General features: G+C 67.7%; 18 protein-coding genes and 1 tRNA gene. 8 read left to right on the top strand and 11 right to left on the bottom strand.

All coding sequences use genetic code 11. The features are described from left to right. Positions 1-12 precede the first annotated feature (12 nt). The 6 genes from U9J41_RS17555 (at position 13) to U9J41_RS17530 (ending at position 6832) form a co-directional block, all read left to right on the top strand. A complete protein-coding gene (locus tag U9J41_RS17555; RefSeq protein ID WP_322403461.1) occupies positions 13-2130 on the top strand; it encodes a YcaO-like family protein in 2118 nt (705 codons plus the stop codon). Between the two features lie 35 nt (positions 2131-2165). Further along, positions 2166-2741 carry a hypothetical protein gene (locus tag U9J41_RS17550; protein ID WP_322403460.1) on the top strand — a complete coding sequence of 192 codons (576 nt, stop codon included), beginning with the start codon at positions 2166-2168 and terminating at the stop codon, positions 2739-2741. 328 nt (positions 2742-3069) lie between these two features. Further along, positions 3070-3912, top strand: a complete 843-nt coding sequence (cysT, locus tag U9J41_RS17545; RefSeq protein WP_322403459.1) for a sulfate ABC transporter permease subunit CysT — start codon at positions 3070-3072, stop codon at positions 3910-3912. Between the two features lies 1 nt (position 3913). Next, positions 3914-4828: a sulfate ABC transporter permease subunit CysW gene (gene cysW, locus U9J41_RS17540; RefSeq protein ID WP_322403458.1), complete on the top strand. Its 915-nt coding sequence runs from the start codon at positions 3914-3916 to the stop codon at positions 4826-4828. Position 4829: 1 nt separating this feature from the next. After that, positions 4830-5903: a sulfate/molybdate ABC transporter ATP-binding protein gene (locus U9J41_RS17535; RefSeq protein ID WP_322403457.1), complete on the top strand. Its 1074-nt coding sequence runs from the start codon at positions 4830-4832 to the stop codon at positions 5901-5903. Then, positions 5900-6832: a CysB family HTH-type transcriptional regulator gene (locus U9J41_RS17530; protein ID WP_322403456.1), complete on the top strand. Its 933-nt coding sequence runs from the start codon at positions 5900-5902 to the stop codon at positions 6830-6832. Before U9J41_RS17535 ends, U9J41_RS17530 begins: the two co-directional genes overlap by 4 nt. Positions 6833-6966: 134 nt before the next feature. On the opposite strand, the gene U9J41_RS17525 is transcribed toward U9J41_RS17530, so the two are convergent. The 4 genes from U9J41_RS17525 to U9J41_RS17510 all read right to left on the bottom strand — a co-directional run bounded on the left by U9J41_RS17525 (position 6967) and on the right by U9J41_RS17510 (position 10192). Continuing rightward, positions 6967-8010 carry a quinone-dependent dihydroorotate dehydrogenase gene (locus U9J41_RS17525; protein ID WP_322403455.1) on the bottom strand — a complete coding sequence of 348 codons (1044 nt, stop codon included), beginning with the start codon at positions 8008-8010 and terminating at the stop codon, positions 6967-6969. A 77-nt stretch (positions 8011-8087) separates the two neighbouring features. Next, positions 8088-8816 (bottom strand): arginyltransferase, encoded by a 729-nt coding sequence (locus U9J41_RS17520; RefSeq protein WP_322403454.1) that lies wholly within the window; start codon positions 8814-8816, stop codon positions 8088-8090. A gap of 61 nt (positions 8817-8877) precedes the next feature. Further along, positions 8878-9600, bottom strand: coding sequence for a leucyl/phenylalanyl-tRNA--protein transferase (gene aat / locus U9J41_RS17515; protein WP_322403453.1), 723 nt, complete (start codon positions 9598-9600; stop codon positions 8878-8880). Positions 9601-9610: 10 nt separating this feature from the next. After that, entirely contained in the window at positions 9611-10192 is a 582-nt protein-coding gene (locus U9J41_RS17510; protein WP_322403452.1) for an NUDIX hydrolase, read from the bottom strand. 172 nt (positions 10193-10364) lie between these two features. Here U9J41_RS17510 and U9J41_RS17505 point away from each other — a divergent pair. Together U9J41_RS17505 and U9J41_RS17500 are read left to right on the top strand one after the other, a co-directional pair. Beyond that, positions 10365-10441: transfer RNA gene (locus U9J41_RS17505), tRNA-Met, on the top strand. A gap of 159 nt (positions 10442-10600) precedes the next feature. Further along, positions 10601-11023, top strand: a complete 423-nt coding sequence (locus U9J41_RS17500; protein WP_322403451.1) for a T6SS immunity protein Tdi1 domain-containing protein — start codon at positions 10601-10603, stop codon at positions 11021-11023. Between the two features lie 378 nt (positions 11024-11401). Here U9J41_RS17500 and U9J41_RS17495 read toward each other — a convergent pair whose 3' ends face one another. From U9J41_RS17495 to ileS, 7 genes are all read right to left on the bottom strand, one after another. Then, positions 11402-12283, bottom strand: a complete 882-nt coding sequence (locus tag U9J41_RS17495; RefSeq protein ID WP_322403450.1) for a DNA-3-methyladenine glycosylase family protein — start codon at positions 12281-12283, stop codon at positions 11402-11404. After that, positions 12280-13176, bottom strand: a complete 897-nt coding sequence (locus U9J41_RS17490; RefSeq protein WP_322403449.1) for a DMT family transporter — start codon at positions 13174-13176, stop codon at positions 12280-12282. Before U9J41_RS17490 ends, U9J41_RS17495 begins: the two co-directional genes overlap by 4 nt. A gap of 261 nt (positions 13177-13437) precedes the next feature. Continuing rightward, positions 13438-14535 (bottom strand): M48 family metallopeptidase, encoded by a 1098-nt coding sequence (locus U9J41_RS17485; RefSeq protein WP_322403448.1) that lies wholly within the window; start codon positions 14533-14535, stop codon positions 13438-13440. A 12-nt stretch (positions 14536-14547) separates the two neighbouring features. Then, positions 14548-14997 (bottom strand): dUTP diphosphatase, encoded by a 450-nt coding sequence (gene dut / locus U9J41_RS17480; protein WP_322403447.1) that lies wholly within the window; start codon positions 14995-14997, stop codon positions 14548-14550. 44 nt (positions 14998-15041) lie between these two features. Then, on the bottom strand, positions 15042-16262 hold the full coding sequence (gene coaBC / locus U9J41_RS17475) for a bifunctional phosphopantothenoylcysteine decarboxylase/phosphopantothenate--cysteine ligase CoaBC (RefSeq protein WP_322403556.1): 1221 nt from the start codon (positions 16260-16262) through the stop codon (positions 15042-15044). 25 nt (positions 16263-16287) lie between these two features. Beyond that, positions 16288-16809 carry a signal peptidase II gene (gene lspA, locus U9J41_RS17470; protein ID WP_322403446.1) on the bottom strand — a complete coding sequence of 174 codons (522 nt, stop codon included), beginning with the start codon at positions 16807-16809 and terminating at the stop codon, positions 16288-16290. Positions 16810-16862: 53 nt separating this feature from the next. Further along, a complete protein-coding gene (gene ileS, locus U9J41_RS17465; RefSeq protein ID WP_322403445.1) occupies positions 16863-19766 on the bottom strand; it encodes an isoleucine--tRNA ligase in 2904 nt (967 codons plus the stop codon). Between the last annotated feature and the right edge of the window lies 1 nt (position 19767).

Raw genomic sequence — 19767 nt, 5'->3', positions numbered from 1 at the left:
CGGGAGACCATCGTGAACATCGACCACATCAAGCCCGTGCTGCCGCACGACACCGTGTTCCTGCCCACCGACACGGGCATGTACATCCGCCGCAACGAGCGCGTCATGACGCTCAAGGGGAAAAGCATCCACGGCGCGTTCCTGCGCCTGGCGCCGCTGCTCGACGGCCAGCAGACGCTCGCTGCGCTGTGCGCCGGCATGTCCGACGCGAGCGCGGGCGCGCTGCGCCAGTTGCTGACGACGCTGATCGAGAAGAAAGTCCTGATCGCCCGCTCGGACGACGACCAGGCCCTGCTGACGTCGCACGAACGCGCCTGTTACGCGTCGCAGCTGGCGTTCCTCGAACATCTGGTGGACCGTCCCGGCGCCGCGCTGCTGCGCCTGCGCACGGCGCGCGTCTACCTGGACGGCACCGGCATCGCGTGCCAGGCGGCCGGCAAGACCCTGTTGCGCAACGGCGTCGGACAACTGTATCTGGCCGCCGGCATCGACGACGACCTGGCCGCCGTGCTGGAGCGGACGGCCGCCGACCTGCGCGGGCAGGGCGTCAACGCGGCCGTGCTGCGCCTGGCCGACGATTTCGCCGGCGAGCACGCGCGCCACGCGTTCGACTTCGCCGCCTACGTGTCCGACCGGCCCGCGTTCGACGCGCTGGCCGGATTGACGCGGTCGTGCGCCCTGGACCGGGTGGCGTTGTTCCCGGCCGTGCTGATCGACGGCGCGGCGCGCATCGGCCCGCTGCCGGCGGCGCACGGACCCGGCTGCTGGAACTGTGCGTTCCTGCGTCTGCTCGACCAGGTGCCGGCCCCGCTGGCCGCGCAGTTGTGGCGCCATCGCGCCCTGGGCCTGCCGTACGTGGCCGAGGCCCAGTATTCCGGCGCGCCGCTGTTGCAGGTGATGGGCAACGGCCTGGCGTTCCGCCTGTTCCAGCACGCCTGCGGCATCGCCGGCGAGGCCGGTGGACACGGCCATGCGGTCGAATCGATCTCCGCCATGACCCTGGAGGCGCGCGCGGGCACGGTGCTGGCGCATCCCGACTGCACGCTGGCCCATCGCGCGGCGCCCGTCGATGCCGGCACCGACGCGCTGGCGGCCGAACGCATGCTGGTGGCGGCCGACTTCGGCCTGTTCGCCGCCTTCGATGACGACACCCTGAAGCAGGTGCCGGTGTTCCAGAGCCGCCTGCGCCGCACGGGCGCCGCCGGCGGCGCCAGTTATCCGGGCAACAGCATGGCGTCGAATGCGCAGGCGCGGCGCCAGGCGCTGCTGGCGGGTGCGCTCGGCTATGCGCTGGGACGCGCGCCCGATCCCGGCATGCTGCTGTCGAACGCCCAGGCCGCGCGCAGCGCCGCCGCCGTGATCGATACGGACGCGGTGACGGGCCGGGCCGGACTGGCCGATCCGGCCCGCCACGTGTCGTCCTGGCTGTGGGCGGTCGATGCCGCCGACGGCCGGCCGTACCTGCTGCCCGGCACCGACGTGTTCGGCGCCGGCGTGCCCGGCGAGCCGGCCCTGCAGATGCCGGGCAGCGGCGCCGGTGCCGGCTTCGGCACCCTCGAGGCGCGGCGCGCGGCCATGCTGTCGCTGGTCACGCGCCAGGGCTTGCAGGCGGTGGCCGACGGCGACATCGTGCCGGCCGCGGCCGATCCGGGGCAGTGGGCGCCCGAGCTCGCTGCGTATTTCGACCTGTTGCGCCAGGGTGCGCCGGCCGCCGCGGCGTGGACGTTCACGCTCGACGCGACGGCCGTCGTGCTGGTCGCGCTGGACGGCGCCGCCGCCGGCGGCCCGGTGCTGGTGGGCGCCGGGAGCGGCGTCGACGATGCCGCGCGCCAGGCGCTGACCGAGGCCCTGGCGGTCGGCGCGGGCGGCGCCAGCGCGGCCACCTGGAGCGATTTCCTGCCGCCGCAGCTCGGCTACGGCCCGTTCGGCGCGCCGTCCGCGCCCGGCCGTGCCCACGGCACATTGGCTGCGCTGGCGGGCGGCGGGGAGGCGCAGGCTGTCCACGTCGTCTATTGCGACGTCACGCCCGCCGACCTGGCGCAAGCGGGTATCGTCGTCGTGAAAGCGGCGCTCGTGCGCCATGCGGGCGCGACGGCGCCCATCGACAGCGACGCCGAATGCGCGGCCTGAACGCTCCGTTTCCACCCTTTATGCAGAGGTCTCATATGGCACAGTCCCAAGCACCACATCCGGGCGTCGCCCTCGGCGGCGTATTCCTTTCCCTGTTCGGCGCCCTCTGGCTCGCGGGCGCCAGCTACCGCTACCTGGGCGTGAGCCCGGCGGCGCTCGCCGCCATCGCCGCGGGCGCGGCCGGCATCGCGGCGTGGGGGCTGGCCGTGTTCCGGCGCCGCCCTCCGGTCTTCGGCGCCGATGCGGCCGTCAGGAAGCGCCTGGCGCGGTCGTTCATGGCCGTGAACGCGGTGCAGTGGTCACTGATCGGCCTCCTGATCCTGGCGCTGAACGTCAGCGGGCACGTCGCGTGGATCGTGCCCGGCGTGATTTTCCTGGTGGGCGTGCACTTCGTGCCGCTGGCGCGCCTGTTCCGCTACCGCGGCTATGACGCCACGGCGGCTGCGCTGGTGCTCGTGGCCGTGCTCGACGTCCTGGCGGGCGCCGGCGCCCGCACCATCGCGCCCACGCTGCTGGCCACCGGCGCCATCCTGTGGACCAGCGCCGTCCTCCTGTTGCGCGCAATGCAGCCCCGGCGGGCGGGCGGCGGGCTGCCGACGCGCGCGCGCTAGGGTCTATCCGACCGATACGAGGTAACAGGCGCGATTTCCGGGATCATCGGCACGTCTTCCCCGCGGAGGCGGAGCCGATTTTGCGTGGGCGGCCTCTCGAACTCGGGTTCCCGCCAAGGGGGCGCCCCGCCCGGGAACGCCGTAAAGATCGATGCCGCTGGCCTTTCGTTGGTCGGATAGCCCCTGGCTGCCTGCGGTGTTCATGGATGAGTCGGTGCGCCGGCTCATCATGCAAGAATCTTCTATGCAAATAAGGAATGCTTCGTTTGCAATATGATTGCAGAGTGCGATTATTCCGTATCGTTAGAAGAATTTGTAATAAGACCCCATGAACATATTTGCAAGCCGTAACAGCGCCAACCGGGTGATCCCCGGCTTCGGCCTGTCGCTCGGGTTCACGATTTTCTACCTGGCGCTGCTGGTGCTGATCCCGCTGTCGGCGATCTTCCTCAAGACGTTCACGATGACCTGGGGCGCTTTCGTCAGCGCCGTCACGTCCGACCGCGTGATGGCGTCGTACCGGCTGAGCTTTGGCGCCGCGCTGATCGGGGCCGCCATCAACGTCGTGTTCGGCGGCATCGTCGCATGGGTGCTCGTGCGCTACCAGTTCCCCGGCAAGCGCTTCGTCGACGCCCTGGTCGACCTGCCGTTCGCGCTGCCGACGGCGGTCGCCGGCATCACGCTGACGGCGCTGTATTCGTCCAACGGCTGGATCGGGCAATACCTGGAAAAGGCCGGCATCAAGGTCGCGTTCACGCCGCTGGGCGTCGTCATCGCGCTGACCTTCATCGGCCTGCCGTTCGTCGTGCGCACGGTGCAGCCGGTGCTGGAAGACGCCGAGCGCGAACTGGAAGAGGCGGCCGCCAGCCTGGGCGCCAGTCCGTGGCAGACGTTTGTCCGGGTCATCCTGCCGGGCATCGTGCCCGCGCTGCTGACGGGCTTCGCCCTCGCGTTCGCGCGCGCCACCGGCGAATACGGCTCCGTGATCTTCATCGCCGGCAATATGCCGATGGTGTCCGAGATCACGCCGCTGTTCATCATCACCAAGCTGGAGCAGTACGACTACACGGGCGCCACCGCCATCGCCGTCGTGATGCTGCTCGTCTCGTTCCTGCTGCTGCTGACCATCAACCTGCTGCAGGCCTGGGCGCGCAAGCGCGCGGGGAAGTGACATGAGTGCCGTCCTCGACAATCAAACGAAAGACCAGGCCGCCACCGCACCGGCGCCGCGCAAGGCCACCAATACGCTGGAGCCGGCCTGGGTGCGCTACGCGCTGATCTGCGTGGCGCTGGCCTTCCTGACGCTGTTCCTGTTCGTGCCGCTCGTCGCCGTGTTCACGGAAGCGCTCAGGAAAGGCTGGGACACGTACAAGGAAGCCGTCCTCGATCCGGACGCGCTGTCCGCCATCAGGCTGACGTTCATCGCCGCCGGCATCGCCGTGCCGCTGAACCTCGTGTTCGGCGTGGCCGCGGCCTGGACCATCGCCAAGTTCGACTTCCCCGGCAAGAGCATCCTGCTGTCGCTGATCGACCTGCCGTTCTCGGTGTCTCCCGTGATCGCGGGCCTGATCTATGTTCTGCTGTTCGGTTCGCAGGGCTGGTTCGGTCCGTGGCTGATGGACCACGACATCAAGATCCTGTTCGCCGTGCCCGGCATCGTGCTGGCGACCGTCTTCGTCACGTTCCCGTTCGTCGCGCGCGAACTGATCCCGCTGATGCAGGCGCAGGGCAGCGAGGAGGAAGAGGCGGCCCTGGTGCTGGGTGCGTCCGGCTGGAAGACCTTCTTCAAGGTCACGCTCCCGAACATCAAATGGGGCCTGCTGTACGGCGTGATCCTGTGTAACGCCCGCGCGATGGGCGAGTTCGGCGCCGTGTCCGTCGTCTCCGGCCACATCCGCGGCGAAACGAACACGATGCCGCTGCAGGTCGAGATCCTCTACAACGAATACAACTTCACGGCCGCGTTCGCGATCGCGTCGCTGCTGGCGCTGCTGGCCCTCGTGACCCTGGCCGTGAAAACCTTTATCGAATGGCGGTTGCACCAGGCCCACAAGGCCAGCGCGCAGGGCCACACCACGGAGCAATGACATGACGATCGAAGTCCAACATATCCGCAAGCAGTTCGGCCAGTTCACGGCCCTGGACGACGTCTCGCTGAAGTTCGCCGACGGCGAGCTGACGGCGTTGCTCGGCCCGTCCGGCTGCGGCAAGACGACGCTGTTGCGCATCATCGCCGGCCTCGAGTTCCCGGACGCGGGCAAGGTGCTGCTCGACGGCGACGATGCCTCGGCACGCCACGTGCGCGAGCGCCAGGTCGGCTTCGTGTTCCAGCATTACGCGCTGTTCAAGCACATGACGGTGTTCGAGAACGTCGCGTTCGGCCTGCGCGTAAAACCGCGCAAGGAGCGCCCGTCCGAAGCGCAGATCCGCGACAAAGTGAAAAAGCTGCTGGAGCTCGTGCAGCTGGACTGGATCGCCGACCGCTACCCGCCGCAGCTGTCGGGTGGCCAGCGCCAGCGCATCGCCCTCGCGCGCGCGCTCGCCGTGGAGCCGCGCGTGCTGCTGCTCGACGAACCGTTCGGCGCGCTCGACGCCAAGGTGCGCAAGGAGTTGCGGCGCTGGCTGCGTCAGCTGCACGACGAATTGCATGTGACGTCGATCTTCGTCACCCACGACCAGGAAGAAGCGCTCGAAGTGGCGGACCAGGTCGTGCTGATGAACAAGGGCCACGTCGAGCAGCTGGGCACGCCGGCCGACGTCTACAACCACCCGGCGTCGCCGTTCGTCTACGGCTTCCTGGGCAACGTCAACCTGTTCCACGGCCGCGTGCACGAAGGCGTGCTGGCCAGCGGCGACGCCACGTTCCACGCGCCGCAGTACGCCAACGTACAGAACGGCGCAGGCATCGCCTACGTCCGTCCGCACGACCTCGACGTCGAGCGTTACGTGCCGGGCGGCGAGGGCGTCGCGGTGAAACTGCGCCGCGCGCACGCGATCGGCCCGCTGGCCCAGCTCGACCTGGAGCGCGCCGACAATGCCCAGATCATCGAGGCCGTGATCCCGAACGAGCGCTACCGCGAGCTGGGCCTGCGCGACGGCGAGACGCTGCTCGTGAAACCCAGGCGCATGCACGTGTTCGTCGACCAGGGAGACGGCATATGAATTTCCAGCAGTTGCGTTCGGTGCGCGAAGCCGCGCGCCGCAATTTCAATCTGACCGACGTGGCCAACGCCCTGTTCACGTCGCAGCCGGGCGTGTCGCGCCAGATCCGCGAACTGGAGGACGAGCTCGGCGTCGTCATCTTCGAGCGCAACGGCAAGCGCCTGACCGGCCTCACGGACCCGGGCAAGGGCATCCTCAAGATCGTCGAGCGCCTGCTCGTCGAGGCCGAGAACCTGCAGCAGGCCAGCAGCGAATACGCGGCGCAGGACAGCGGCACGCTCACGGTCGCCGTCACCCACACGCAGGCGCGCTACGCGCTGCCGCAGGTGGTGCAGGCGTTCCGCACGGCGTTCCCGGGCGTGCGCATCGCCCTGCAGCAGAGCGCGCCGGAACACATCGCCGAATGGGTGCTGTCGGGTCGCGCCGACATCGGCATCGCGACCGAGGGCCTGTCCGCGTTCCCCGACCTCGTGTCGTTCCCGTGCTACCGCTGGAGCCACCTCGTCGTCGTGCCCGACGGCCATGCGCTGCTGTCGCAGTCGCCGATCAGGCTGTCCGACCTCGCCGAACATCCGTTGATCACGTACGACGTGGGTTTTACGGGCCGCGGCCACATTGACGCCGCGTTCGCCGCCGCCGGCGTGAGCACCGACATCATGCTGACGGCGATGGATTCCGACGTCATCAAGCAATACGTGTCGCTGGGGATGGGTGTCGGCATCGTCGCGTCGATGGCGTTCGACCACGGCCGCGACCGCGGCCTGCGCGCGATCGAATCATCGCACCTGTTCGCGCCGAACGTCACGCGGCTGGCGGTGCGCCGCGGCGCCTATCTGCGCGCGTACGCCTATGATTTCATCGAGCGTTTCGCCCAGGGATTTACCAAGTCGGATATCGAGAAGGCGTTGCATCCGGCGGTGGCGGCGTAAAAGGCCTCGCACACTCGATCAACGTCATCCCCGCGCAGGCGGGGACCCAATTTTTGCGTATCGGCTGCGCGAGCAAACTTGGATCCCTGCCTTCGCAGGGACGACGTTTACACGCTAACGATCGGATCGAGCGTTCAGCGCTTCTCGCGCAGTGCGTCCGCGCACTCGCGCACGAGCGCGGGCCCGCGGTAGATGAGGCCGCTGTACAGCTGCACGAGCCGGGCACCGGCCGCGATCTTGGCCTGGGCATCGCGTCCGCTCAGGATGCCGCCGACGCCGATGATCGGCACGGTGTCGCCGACTTCGACCTTCAGCGCGCGGATCACGATGGTCGACTGTTCGAACACGGGCGCGCCCGACAGGCCGCCCGTTTCGGCCGCGTGGCGCATGCCTTCCACGTCGCGGCGGGCCAGGGTCGTGTTGGTGGCGATCACGCCGTCGATGCCGTGGCGGACGAGGGCGCCGCCGATGTTGCGGATCTGGTCGCCATCGACGTCGGGCGCAATCTTCAGCGCCAGCGGCACGTAGTGGCCGTACTTGTCGGCCAGGCGCGACTGTTCTTCCTTGAGCTGGGACAGCAGGGCATCCAGTTCGGACGCGCCCTGCAGCTGGCGCAGGTTCTTCGTATTCGGCGACGAAATATTCACGGTGACATAGCTGGCGTACGGATACACCTTGCGCAGGCAGGCCACGTAATCGTCGGCGGCGCGTTCGATGGGCGTGTCGGCGTTCTTGCCGATGTTCAGGCCCAGCACGCCTTGCCGTTCCTGGTAGAAGCGCGAGGCCTGGACGTTGGCGACGAAGGCGTCGACGCCGCCGTTGTTGAAGCCCATGCGGTTGATGATGCCGCGCGCGGCCGGCAGGCGGAACATGCGCGGCCGCGGGTTGCCCGGCTGGGCGCGCGGCGTCACGGTGCCGATCTCGATCGAGCCGAAGCCGAGCGCCGCCAGGCCGTCGATGTACGCGCCGTCCTTGTCGAGGCCGGCGGCCAGGCCGACCGGGTTCGGGAACGTGATGCCCATCACCGTGCGCGGATCCGGTTTCGGCTTCCTGACGATGCCCGTCAGCCCCAGGGCCGCCGCGCGGCGCAGGGCGGGCAGCGTGACGTTGTGGGCCGTTTCGGGATCGAGGGAAAACAGCAGGGGGCGGGCGAGGGCGTACAGGAGTTTGTCGGACATGATGGCCTAATTCGGAATTCGCGACATTTTACCTTGTGTGGAGGCAATGCCGCACTTTCGCCGCCGCCCGGGGCCCTTCACCGTTCCAGCACACCCCACACGCCGTCGATACGTGCCTCCAGCGGCCGGAAATTGATCTTGTACGCCATCTTGGGGCTCTGTTCGATCCAGTAGCCCAGGTAGACGTAGGACAGCCCCAGTTCGCGCGCCTGGCCGATCTGCCACATGACGTTGTACGTGCCGAACGAGGCGCCGGGCACGTCCGGGTCGAAGAATGTGTAGACCGACGACAGGCCGTCCGACAGCACGTCGATGATCGACACCATGCGCAACGTCCCGTCGGGTTCGCGGAATTCCACGAGGCGCGTGTTGACGCGGCTCTGCAGCAGGAATTGCGCGTACTGGTCGCGGCTGTCCTGGTCCATGCCGCCGCCCACGTGGCGCGTCGTCTGGTAGCGCAGGTACAGCGCATAGTGCTCGTCGGAGAACGACAGGTTCGCCACCATCGCCGTCAGGTCGTCATGGCGCGTCCAGGCGCGCCGCTGGCTGCGGTTGGGCGCGAAGCGCTCGGCCGCCACGCGCACGGGGATGCAGGCCCGGCAGCCGTCGCAATACGGGCGGTACGTGAAGATGCCGCTGCGGCGGAAGCCGTTGCGCACGAGTTCCGAATACACGTCCGCATTGATCAGGTGCGACGGGGTGGCGACCTGCGAGCGGGCCTGGCGTGCATCGAGGTAGCTGCAAGGATACGGTGCAGTCGTATAGAACTGCAGCGTGGAAAATGGCAGATCATTCAGGTGCGTCATGCAAAGCTCTCGGAACGACGTGTGTTGGACCCATTGTAGCCAAAGACGGCGCCGCGCACCGTTAGGTGGTCAACGGTGGCGCGACTTCCCAACGTTCGATGGCGCTCTCCTGGATCGCCTGGCGCAGGTGGTGCAGGAAATCCCGGCGCGGGATCGGGCTGGCGCCCAGCGAGGCCAGGTGGCCCGTCTCCTGCTGGCAGTCGATCATCGCCACGCCCTGGCCGCGCAAGAAGGAGACCAGGTAGGCCAGCGCGACCTTCGACGCGTCCGGCACGCGCGCGAACATCGATTCGCCGTAGAACATGCGGCCGATGCACACGCCATAGGCGCCGCCGACCAGTTCGCCGTCCAGCCAGACCTCGGACGAGTGCGCGTAACCCATGCGATGCAGGCCCGTGTAGCCGGCGATGATGTCTTCCGAGATCCAGGTGCCGGGCCCGTCCTTGCGCGGCGCGGCGCAGGCGCGCATCACGGCCTCGAAGGCGCCGTCGAAGCGCACGACCCACGGCCCGCCGGCCTGGCGGCTGCGCTCGATCCGGCGCAGTGTCTTCCTGAGGCTGTCGCTGACCTTGAAGCGGTCGGTGTACAGCACCATGCGCGGGTCGGTGCTCCACCAGAGGATGGGCTGGCCCTCGGAAAACCAGGGAAAGATGCCGTGCCGGTACGCCTGCAGCAGGCGTTGCGGCGAGAGGTCCGCACCGGCCGCCAGCAGGCCCGGCGCGTCGGTCGTCAACGCTTCGGACACGTCGGGGAACGGCGTATGGGCCTCGAGCCAGGGAATCATGGTCAGGCGGTCAGTCGGGTTGGACGGGGGCGCGCATGGGACCCACGATGTCGTGGGTGTGGAATCCGTAGGTGCCGCCTGCGCGGATCTTGTGCTGGTCGGCGAAGAATAGTTCGAGCGTCGTGCGGATGGTGGGGAAGGCCAGGTCGCTCCACGGGATCTCGTGTTCGCTGAACAATTGCACGTCCAGGCTTTCGATGCCCGGCGCGAAATCGAGGTCGACGAGGCGCGCCAGGTAGAACAGGTGGACCTGGTGCACGTGCACGACGTTCAGCAGCGTGAACAGATTGCCCAGCTCGACGTTGGCACCGGCTTCTTCCTCGGTCTCGCGCGCGGCGGCGGCGCTGGTGGTCTCGCCGTTTTCCATGAAGCCGGCCGGCAGCGTCCAGTAGCCGTAGCGCGGCTCGATGGCGCGCTTGCACAGCAGGACCTTGAGTTCGCCGTCCTGTTCCCACACGGGGATCGAGCCGATCACCATCTTCGGGTTCTGGTAATGGATGGTGCCGCAATTGGTGCACACGAAGCGCGGACGGTTGTCGCCTTCGGGGATGGCCACCGTGACCGGGTGGGCGCACTCGGAGCAGAATTTCATAGGGAACGGATGAATTGAATTGCCTTTACTTTACCACCGTATTGGTGTCGGCTGTACCGCAATCCGCCAGCGGTTCTCACCCTCGCGGAGGCAACTTATGCTGCGATCTCGGGGAGTCGGAGAACCGCGATTGCCTAAAGTGCCAAAGGTGCGTATAATGCAAAGCATCAGACGCGGGGTGGAGCAGTCTGGCAGCTCGTCGGGCTCATAACCCGAAGGTCACAGGTTCAAATCCTGTCCCCGCAACCAGATTCCAAAACCGCTGATCCTGTCCAGGATCAGCGGTTTTTTCGTTTTGGCCCGCCCGGATTCGCCCATTCGACCCGGCTCAAGCATTCCCACTCTCCTCGCAACGCGCCCCGCCCGGCCCGGTCGAAGACAGGGAATGCATTGAAAGCGGAGCGAACGATGATTACTGTGGAAGACATCAACGACGCCTGGGGCTGGACCGGCCTGAACGCGGTGGAGGTGCTGGGCGAGAACGCCTTCGGCAATCTGATCGTCCGCGACGAGGACGGCATGTACTGGCGCCTGTCCCCGCAAGACCTCAGGTGCGAGCCGGTCGCCGACGACCGCGCCGCCCTCGATGCCCTGTCGTACAACCAGGAATTCCTCGACGGCTGGTACATGCCCGACCAGGTGCGCCTGGCCGAGACGACGCTGGGCCCCCTCACGGCCGGGCGCAAGTATTGTCTGAAAATACCCAGTGCGCTAGGTGGGCACTATGGGCGCGACAACCTGGCCATGGTGCCCTTGCACGAGCTGATCCGTTTCGCCGGCGAAGGCGCCCAGCAGTTCGACGGGCTGCCGCGCTGGGAGGGGCATGGTTAGAGGCGGGCTAAAGGCGTGGGCTAAAAGCGTTGCAGCAGGCCGATCTGGAACAGGTCGCGGTCGTTCGTCTTGCGGAAGGTCTTGATGCGGTTGACGTTGACGATGGCCCGCATGCGCGCGGACAGCGCACGTTCGGCCTGGCAGCTGATCCGGAGATGCGGCCGTTGCCGAATGCGAGCGACAGATACGCGCCCTGATCGTCGGGGGCGATGGTGTCGGCGGTCGTGTCCGCCTGGGCGACGGCGGCATGGACCATCAGCACTGCCGCCATTGCACGTTTTCGCTGTCATTGCTATCTCCAGTCGAGTCCGGCCAGGAGCAGTCTGGACAAGCGGAGCAGCGATGCCTTGTGGCGGCACCAGACATCGATGGCGTGCGTCAGCCGGCAGGCTGGCCCAGGCTGGCCCAGAGATAGGCCGCGGCCATCGTGCGGTGCGGACGATAGGCTGCCAGGAATGCTTCCGCCGCGCGCATGTCGGGACGTTCGGTGCCGCCCAGCCGGCCGATGGCGTTGCGTACGGCCACGTCGCCGTGCAGCGAGCAGTCCGCATAGCCCCAGCCGCGCAGCAAGCCATAGTTGACGGTCCACGGGCCGATGCCCTTGACCGCGAGCAGGCGCTCGCTCACGCTGGCGGCGTCGCTCGCGCGCGCCAACGACAGTGCGCCGTCGGCGACGAGGCGGGCGAAGCGCAGCAGGGTCTCGGCCTTTGCGCCCGAGAACTTACGGCTGGTCAGTTGCTCGATGTCGAGGCGGGCGACATCGGCCGCCTCCGGATAACACCACAGGCCGCCCGAATGGGCACGCCCGGCCAGGCCGATGAACGTGCGGCGCAGCGCGATCGCGAACGGCAGGTTGATCTGCTGGCCGATGATGGCCCACGTCAGCGCCTCGAACACGGTGGCGGACTGGATCACGCGCAGCCCCGGCTGGCGCGCGACGACGGGCCCGAACAGCGGATCGTCGCGCACCGCCAGTTCGAACGGCGCGGGATCGATGCGCAGGCCCAGCATGTTCACGAGGGCGTCGTGCACGGCGTCGTCCGCGACCATGCCGTCGCTGGCGACGACGCACTCGGCGCGGTCCGCGTGCAGCGTGAGGTCGAGCACGGTCGGTACGCCGCCCAGCAGCACGCCCTTGCGGATGCGGCCCGTGTGCGGGTCGACGCGTTCGGCCAGTGCATCGGCGTCGCGGCCGTGGAAGGCGAAGGCGTCCGCGCGGCGGTAGCCGGCCGGCAGCGCGATGGTGTCGTGGCGGCTCATTTGTTCGATGCCGGCTGCGGCGCCGCGCGGCCGAGGCGGAGATTGACGCCGGTGACGAACGCGGTGCCGACCAGCACGATGGCGGAGCCCACGACCGTGTACCAGCCGATCGCCTCGCCCAGGAACAGCGCGCCCCACAGGATGCCGAACACGGGGCTCAGGAACGTGACGGTGAGGGCGGACGTGGTGCCCACCTGCTCGATCAGGCGGAAGTACAGGATGTAGGCGATGCCGCTGCACAGCACCCCCAGTGCGATCACGGCGCCGACGATGCCGGCGGTCGGCGCGCCGGCGGGCGGGAACAGGAGCAGGGCGGGCAGCACCATCAGCGCGGACGTCCACATGGTGCCGTGCGCGTTGGCGAACGGCTCGACGCTTTTCGCGGTGCGCGCGTACAGGCTCGCGACGCTGTAGCTGAACGAGCCCAGCAGCGCGGCCGCGACGGCGATGCCGGCGCCGGGGCGGCTGGTCGCGTGGTCGAAGCCGACCAGCAGCGCGACGCCCGCGGTGCCCAGCACGAGTCCCAGCGCCGTGCGCGCGCGGATCGGCCGGCGGCCCCACACGGCGCCGAGCAGCGCGCCCCACATCGGCGCGGTGGCGTTCAGCACGGCCATCACGGACGCCGGCAGCGTGCGCGCCGCGAACGCGAACAGCAGGAACGGAAAGGCCGAGTTGAAGAAGCCGAGGATGAAGTAGTGCTTCCAGTGGGCGCGCAGGTCGAGGCGTTTTTTGAGGACGACGCCGACGGCGGCGAGGAACAGGGCCGCGAACAGCACGCGGCATTCGATCAGCACGGCGGGCCCCAGTGTCGGCGCGCTGATGCGCATGAACAGGAAGGAGCCGCCCCAGATGGCGGCAAGCAGGATGAGGCGCAGAAGATTGGCAGTGTTCATGGTTCCTGGGTCGGTATCAGGTCGGGCCGGCGCCGGATGATAGGACGCGCGGTTTGCCCCGCCCTCCTGTTTCTTGCGCTCGAATCGGGCGGTGGAGGCGGGGAATCGGTCATGATACAAAAAGCGCGCGGATGCTGCTGGAGGCCGCTGATTTGCGGCTGGTCGAGTTCAACAGGCCGATGATATGGCGCGCCATCCGGGGGAACGCAAATGAACAGGGCCGCGAACGCGGCCCTGTCGATCATGCGAATCCGCTGCCGTTCAAGGCAGCAACGGCCTCTTGCCCGACCGCTTGCTCCTGATTTCGGCGGTCGCTTTTTCCACCGCCGCCAGCCGCTGCGGCAACGCCGGATGATTGGCGCTGTAGCCGTTCAACACGGTCGGCGGATACGCTTCGGCCAGGCGCTTCCAGAACGCGGGGGCTTCCTCGATGTCGTAGCCGGCCCGTGCGGCCAGGTAGATGCCGAGGCGGTCGGCGGCGGCATCGGCGTCGGCCGGCATGGCCTTGATGCCGCCGCTGCCGATCAGCATCGACGTGTCGGGCACGATGCTCTTGAGGTTGTCGATGATGCTGCCGATCGTCGCGCTGTTGCGCTGCATGGCCGGGTGGCCCAGCATGTTGTGGGCCATCGTCTTGGCCAGCACGAAGGCCAGTTCGTCGTCGTCGTGCGTGAAGTTGATCATGCCGCGCGTGACGAGCACGCGCGAACCGTCGCCGTACGCGTTGACGTTGTCCGCGTTGCCCAGTTCGATCGCGAAGGCACACGCGCGCGTGACGGGGATCGTCAACTGGCGCTCGCTCCGGCGCCGTTCGACCGTCATCGGCAGGCTCGCCTGCGACGCGATGATCTTGCCGAAGATGGCGCCGGCCTGGGACAGCGCGTGTTCGCCGGCCGGCAGCGGTTTGCCGCCGGCGGCGAGCAGGACGTCGCCCGTCTGCAGGCCCGCGCGCGCGGCGCCGCTGCCGGCCAGCACACCCGTCACCTGCAGGCGTTCGTCCATGCCGAAGGCGACGTGGGCCGCTTCGTTGTAGTCGCCCGGGTAGGACCAGCGGTTCTTCGCCGTGAAGCCCAGCAGGTTGCGGGCCTGGCCCTTGCACAATTCGGCATTCTGGATCAGAAGGGGGGCCGCGACCTTGTACAGGCGGTGCTGCAGGTCCGCCATCTTCGTCAGCGTGTCGGCCGCGGCGGCCATTTGCGGCGTCAGGCCCGGGGCCTCCACGGGACGTTCGACGATACGCGGCGTGGTGCCCGGCGCGCGCGGTGCCTGCGTGGCGCAGGCCGACAGCAGCAAGGCTGCGGTGATGCCCAGCGCGGCAGTCCTGATGCCCGCGGGGCGCTGACGATGGATACCGGTCATGTGCTCCTCATTTTAATGTTTGCCGGTGGAGCCGAATCCTCCGGCGCCCCGGTCGCTCGTTGCGAAATCCTCCACGACGTTGAAGCCCACCTGCATGACAGGCACCACGATCAGCTGCGCCAGGCGGTCCATCGGTTGCAGGTTGAACGCGGTCTGGCCGCGATTCCAGGTCGAGACCATCAGCTGGCCCTGGTAATCGGAGTCGATCAAGCCTACCAGATTACCCAGAACGATGCCGTTCTTATGGCCGAGTCCGCTACGAGGCAGGATCATCGCCGCATAGCCCGGATCGCCGATGTGGATGGCGAGGCCGGTCGGCACGAGCACGGTCTGGCCGGGCTCGATCGTCATGGGCGCCTCGATGCAGGCGCGCAGGTCGAGGCCCGCGCTGCCGGCGGTGGCGTAGGCTGGCAGGAAGTCCTTCATGCGCGGGTCGAGGATTTTCAGGTCGATGTTCTTCATGGGTTACGTCAGTGTGTCGGATGCTTTGGATAGTGCGGGATGAATCAGGCCAGCAGCGACCTTCGTTCCAGGCGCTTGGCGATCTCGGAGATGAGCTGGCGCGCCAGTTCCAGCTTGGTCGCGCGCGGGAGCACCGTGTGGCCGCTTTCGTCGAACAGCACGATCGCATTCTCATCCTGCCCGAACGTCTGCGGGCCGATATTGCCCACGAGCAGAGGAATGCCTTTTTTCTCGCGCTTGACGGCGCCGTATTCGATCAGGTTCTCCGATTCGGCCGCGAAGCCGACGCAGTACGGCCAGCCGTTCAGCGACGTGGTCGACGCGACGGTCGCGAGGATGTCCGGGTTTTCCGCGAACTGCAGCTGCGGGGCGTCGCCGCTGCCGTCCTTCTTGATCTTGCGGTCGCTGGCATTGTCGACGCGCCAGTCGGCGACGGCCGCCACGCCCACGAAGACGTGCTGGCCGGCGACGGCCCCCACGACGGCGTCCAGCATCTGGCGTGCGCTCTGCACGTCGATGCGGCGCACGCCGTGCGGCGTCGGCAGCGCGGTCGGGCCGGAGACGAGCGTGACGTCGGCGCCGGCCTCGCGCGCGGCGCGCGCGATCGCGTAGCCCATCTTGCCCGACGAGAGATTGGTGATGCCGCGCACGGGGTCGATCGCTTCATAGGTCGGGCCGGCCGTGATCAGCACGCGCTTGCCGGCGAGGACCTTGGGCTGGAACGAGGCGACCAGTTCGGCCAGCAGCTCGTCCGGTTCGAGCATGCGGCCCATGCCCGTCTCGCCGCAGGCCTGCGAGCCGGCGGCCGGGCCCAGGATGCACAGGCCGTCCTCGCGCAGCTGCGCGACGTTGCGCTGCGTGGCCGCCTTTTCCCACATCTCGACGTTCATCGCGGGCGCCACCAGCAGCGGCACCAAGTGCGGACGCGCGAGGCACAAGGTCGACAGCAGGTCGTCGGTGGCGCCGTGCGCGAGCTTGAACAGGAAGTCGGCCGAGCAGGGCGCGACGAAGATGGCGTCGGCATCGCGCGTGAGGTCGATGTGCGCCATGTTGTTGGGGACGCGGCCGTCCCACTGGTCGGTGTAGACGGCGCGGCCGGACAGGGCCTGCATCGTCACGGTGCCGATGAAATGGGTGGCCGCCTCGGTCATCACGACCTGCACGTGCGCGCCCTGTTTGGTGAGGGCGCGGCACAGTTCCGCCGCCTTGTAGCAGGCCACGCCGCCGGACAGGCCGAGGACGATCTTCTTGCCCTTCAGGTCCATGCTCATGAAATCCTCCGCGATGGGTTCAGTGCTTGTTCACGCGGCGCAGTTCGTCCACGATGAATAAAAACGCGCCGATCGTGATGCCCGTATCGGCGATATTAAAGGCCGGGAAGTGGCCCAGGCCGCGCCAGTAGAAATCGAGGAAGTCGATCACGTGGCCGTAGGCGATGCGGTCGATCAGGTTGCCCAGCGCGCCGCCCATGATCAGCGCGAGCGCCCAGCAGAACATGCGCTGGCCCGCGTGCTTGCGCAGCAGGTAGATGATGAAGCAGACGGCGGCGATGGCGATGCCCGCGAACAGGTAGCGCTGCCAGCCGCCCTGGGTCGACAGGAAGCTGAACGCCGCGCCCGGGTTATACGCGAGCACCAGGTTGAAGAAGCCCGTGACCGGCTTCTCTTCGCCATGCATGAAGGTGCGCGTGATGGTGATCTTGCTGATCTGGTCGAACAGGATGACGATGAAGGCGATGCCGAGCCACGGGATGAGACTCGCGCCGGAACGCGACGGGACGGCGGAGAATGTTGGTTTTTTTTTGCTGGCCATGTCGATGGTGGTGAAGTGAAAACCCGGGCCGCGGGGCCCGGGACATGCGTGCGTCAGGCGAAGCGGCGGCTTTCCCCGCTGCCGAACAGATTGCTCGTGCAGCGGCCGCACAGGCCCGGATGGGCATGGTCGTGGCCCACGTCGCGGCGATAGTGCCAGCAGCGCTCGCACTTGGCCGCCTCCGACGGCGTCACGGCGACGGCTTCCGCGGACGCGTCAGGCACCTGTTCGACGGCGGCCTGCGACGTGATGAACACGAACTTCAGGTCGTCGTCCAGGCTGGCCAGCGTGGCGTACTTGGCGCCGGCGGCCTTGATGGCCAGCTCCGCCTGCAAGGACGAGCCGATCGCGCCGGACGCGCGCACTTCTTCCAGCTGCTTGGTGACGTCGGTGCGGACGGCGCGCAGCAGCGCGTACTTGTCCAGCAGGGCGGCGCCGTCGGCGATTGCCGGGAATTGCCACAGCGTCTGCGTGAAGATGGTCTCGTCGCTGTCCTTGTAGGCTTGCGCGCCCGCGAACACTGCCCATGCTTCCTCGGCCGTGAACGACAGGATCGGCGCCATGATGCGCAGCAGCGCGTGCGCGATGTGCCACAGCGCGGTCTGCGCCGAGCGGCGCGCGTGCGAGTTCACGCCCGTCGTGTACAGGCGGTCCTTCAGGATGTCGAGGTAGAAGCCGCCCAGGTCTTCCGAACAGAAGTTCTGCAGGCGCGCCACGACCGGATGGAACTCGTAGCGCTCGAAGTGCTGCGCGATGTCCGCCTGCAGGCGTGCCGTTTCCGCCATGGCGTAGCGGTCGATTTCGACCAGCTCCGCGACCGGCACGGCATTCGTCGCCGGGTCGAAGTCCGAGGTGTTCGCGAGCAGGAAGCGCAACGTGTTGCGGATGCGGCGATACGCTTCGGTGACGCGCTTGAGGATTTCTTCGCTGATCGCCAGCTCGCCCGTGTAATCGGTCGACGCGACCCACAGGCGCAGGATGTCGGCACCCAGCGTGTCGGAGATTTTTTGCGGCGCCAGCGTGTTGCCCAGCGACTTCGACATCTTCTTGCCATGCTCGTCGACCGTGAAGCCGTGCGTCAGCAGCGCCTTGTACGGCGGGCGGCCGTTCAGCATCGACGAGGTCAAGAGCGACGAGTGGAACCAGCCGCGGTGCTGGTCCGAGCCTTCGAGGTACAGGTCGGCCGGGAAGTGCGACTGCTGCGCGTGCGAGCCGCGCAGCACGGTCTGGTGCGTCGTGCCGGAGTCGAACCACACGTCCAGCGTGTCGCGGTTCTTTTCGTACAGCGACGCTTCCTCGCCCAGCAGGTCGCGCGGGTCGAGCTTGTGCCAGGCGTCGATGCCGCCTTGCTCGATCAGCTGCGCGACCTGTTCCAGCAGTTCCGGGGTGCGCGGGTGCAGCTCGCCCGTTTCCTTGTGCAGGAAGAAGGCCATCGGGACGCCCCACTGGCGCTGGCGCGACAGGGTCCAGTCCGGACGGTTGGCGATCATGCCGTGCAGGCGCGCCTGGCCCCAGTCGGGGAAGAACTGCGTGTCGGCGATGCCGGCCAGCGCGGATTCGCGCAGGGTCGGGCCGCCGTCCTTCGGCTTGACGTCCATGCCGGCGAACCACTGCGACGTCGCGCGGTAGACGATCGGCGTCTTGTGGCGCCAGCAGTGCATGTAACTGTGGTCGAACATCTTGAGTTCGAACAGGGCAGCGGCTTCGGACAGCGCGTTGCAGATCGGCTTGGAGGCTTCCCAGATCGTCATGCCGCCGAACAGCGGCAGCGTGCTCGCAAAGCGGCCGTCGCCCATCACGGGTTTCAGGAGCTCGTCGTCCTTCATGCCGTGCGCCTTGCACGACTGGAAGTCTTCCAGGCCGTAGGCCGGTGCCGAGTGGACGACGCCGGTGCCGCTGTCGGTCGTCACGTAATCGGCCAGGTAGACCGGTGACGTGCGATCGTAGAACGGATCGGCCGCGTGCAGCGGGTGCTTGAAGCGGATGCCGGCGAGCTGTTCGCCGGTCGTCGTCGCGACGACGGTGCCTTCGAGCTTGTAGCGCTGCAGGACGGATTCGGCCAGGTCCTGCGCGACGATCAGCAGGACCGGCGCGCCGTTGCGCTCGGCCCTGACCAAGGCGTACGTCACTTCCGGATGCACGTTCAGCGCCTGGTTCGACGGGATCGTCCACGGGGTCGTCGTCCAGATCACGATGAAGCCGTCGCCGGCGGGCAGCTTGTCGAGGCCGAACGCCTGCGCCAGCTTCTCCGGTTCCGCGAACGGGAAGCCGACGTCGATGGCCGGGTCGCGCTTGTCCTGGTATTCGACTTCCGCCTCGGCCAGCGCCGAGCCGCAGTTGAAGCACCAGTTCACGGGCTTCAGGCCGCGGTAGACATAACCCTTGTCGAGCATCGTGCCGAGAGCGCGCAGCTCGTCGGCCTCGTTACTGAAGTTCATGGTCAGATACGGATTGTCCCACTCGCCCAGCACGCCCAGGCGGATGAAGCCGGTACGCTGGCGGTCGACCTGTTCGAGCGCATAGGCACGCGCCTTTTGCAGCACCTCGGCCGTCGGCAGGTTCTTGCCATACAGTTTTTCGATCTGGATCTCGATCGGCATGCCGTGGCAGTCCCAGCCCGGCACATAGGGCGCGTCGTAGCCGGCCATGGTGCGCGATTTCACGACCATGTCCTTGAGGATCTTGTTGACGGAGTGGCCCAGGTGGATGTCGCCGTTCGCGTATGGCGGACCGTCGTGCAGGACGAATTTCGGCCGGCCGGCGGCCGCCCTGCGGATGCGCTGGTAGATCTTCTTGTCCTGCCACTGCTGGACCCAGCCCGGCTCGCGCTTGGCGAGGTCGCCGCGCATCGGGAACGGGGTGTCGGTCATGTTGACCGGGTATTTGCTCTCCGGCTTCTTATTGCCTTGTTGGCCTGCTTGTTGGCCTGCTTTTGGACCCTGCTTGGTATCGGACATG

The organism is Massilia luteola (genome assembly GCF_034420155.1).
GTDB classification, from domain to species: domain Bacteria; phylum Pseudomonadota; class Gammaproteobacteria; order Burkholderiales; family Burkholderiaceae_D; genus Telluria; species Telluria luteola.
This window is presented reverse-complemented; position numbering and strand designations above follow the sequence as displayed.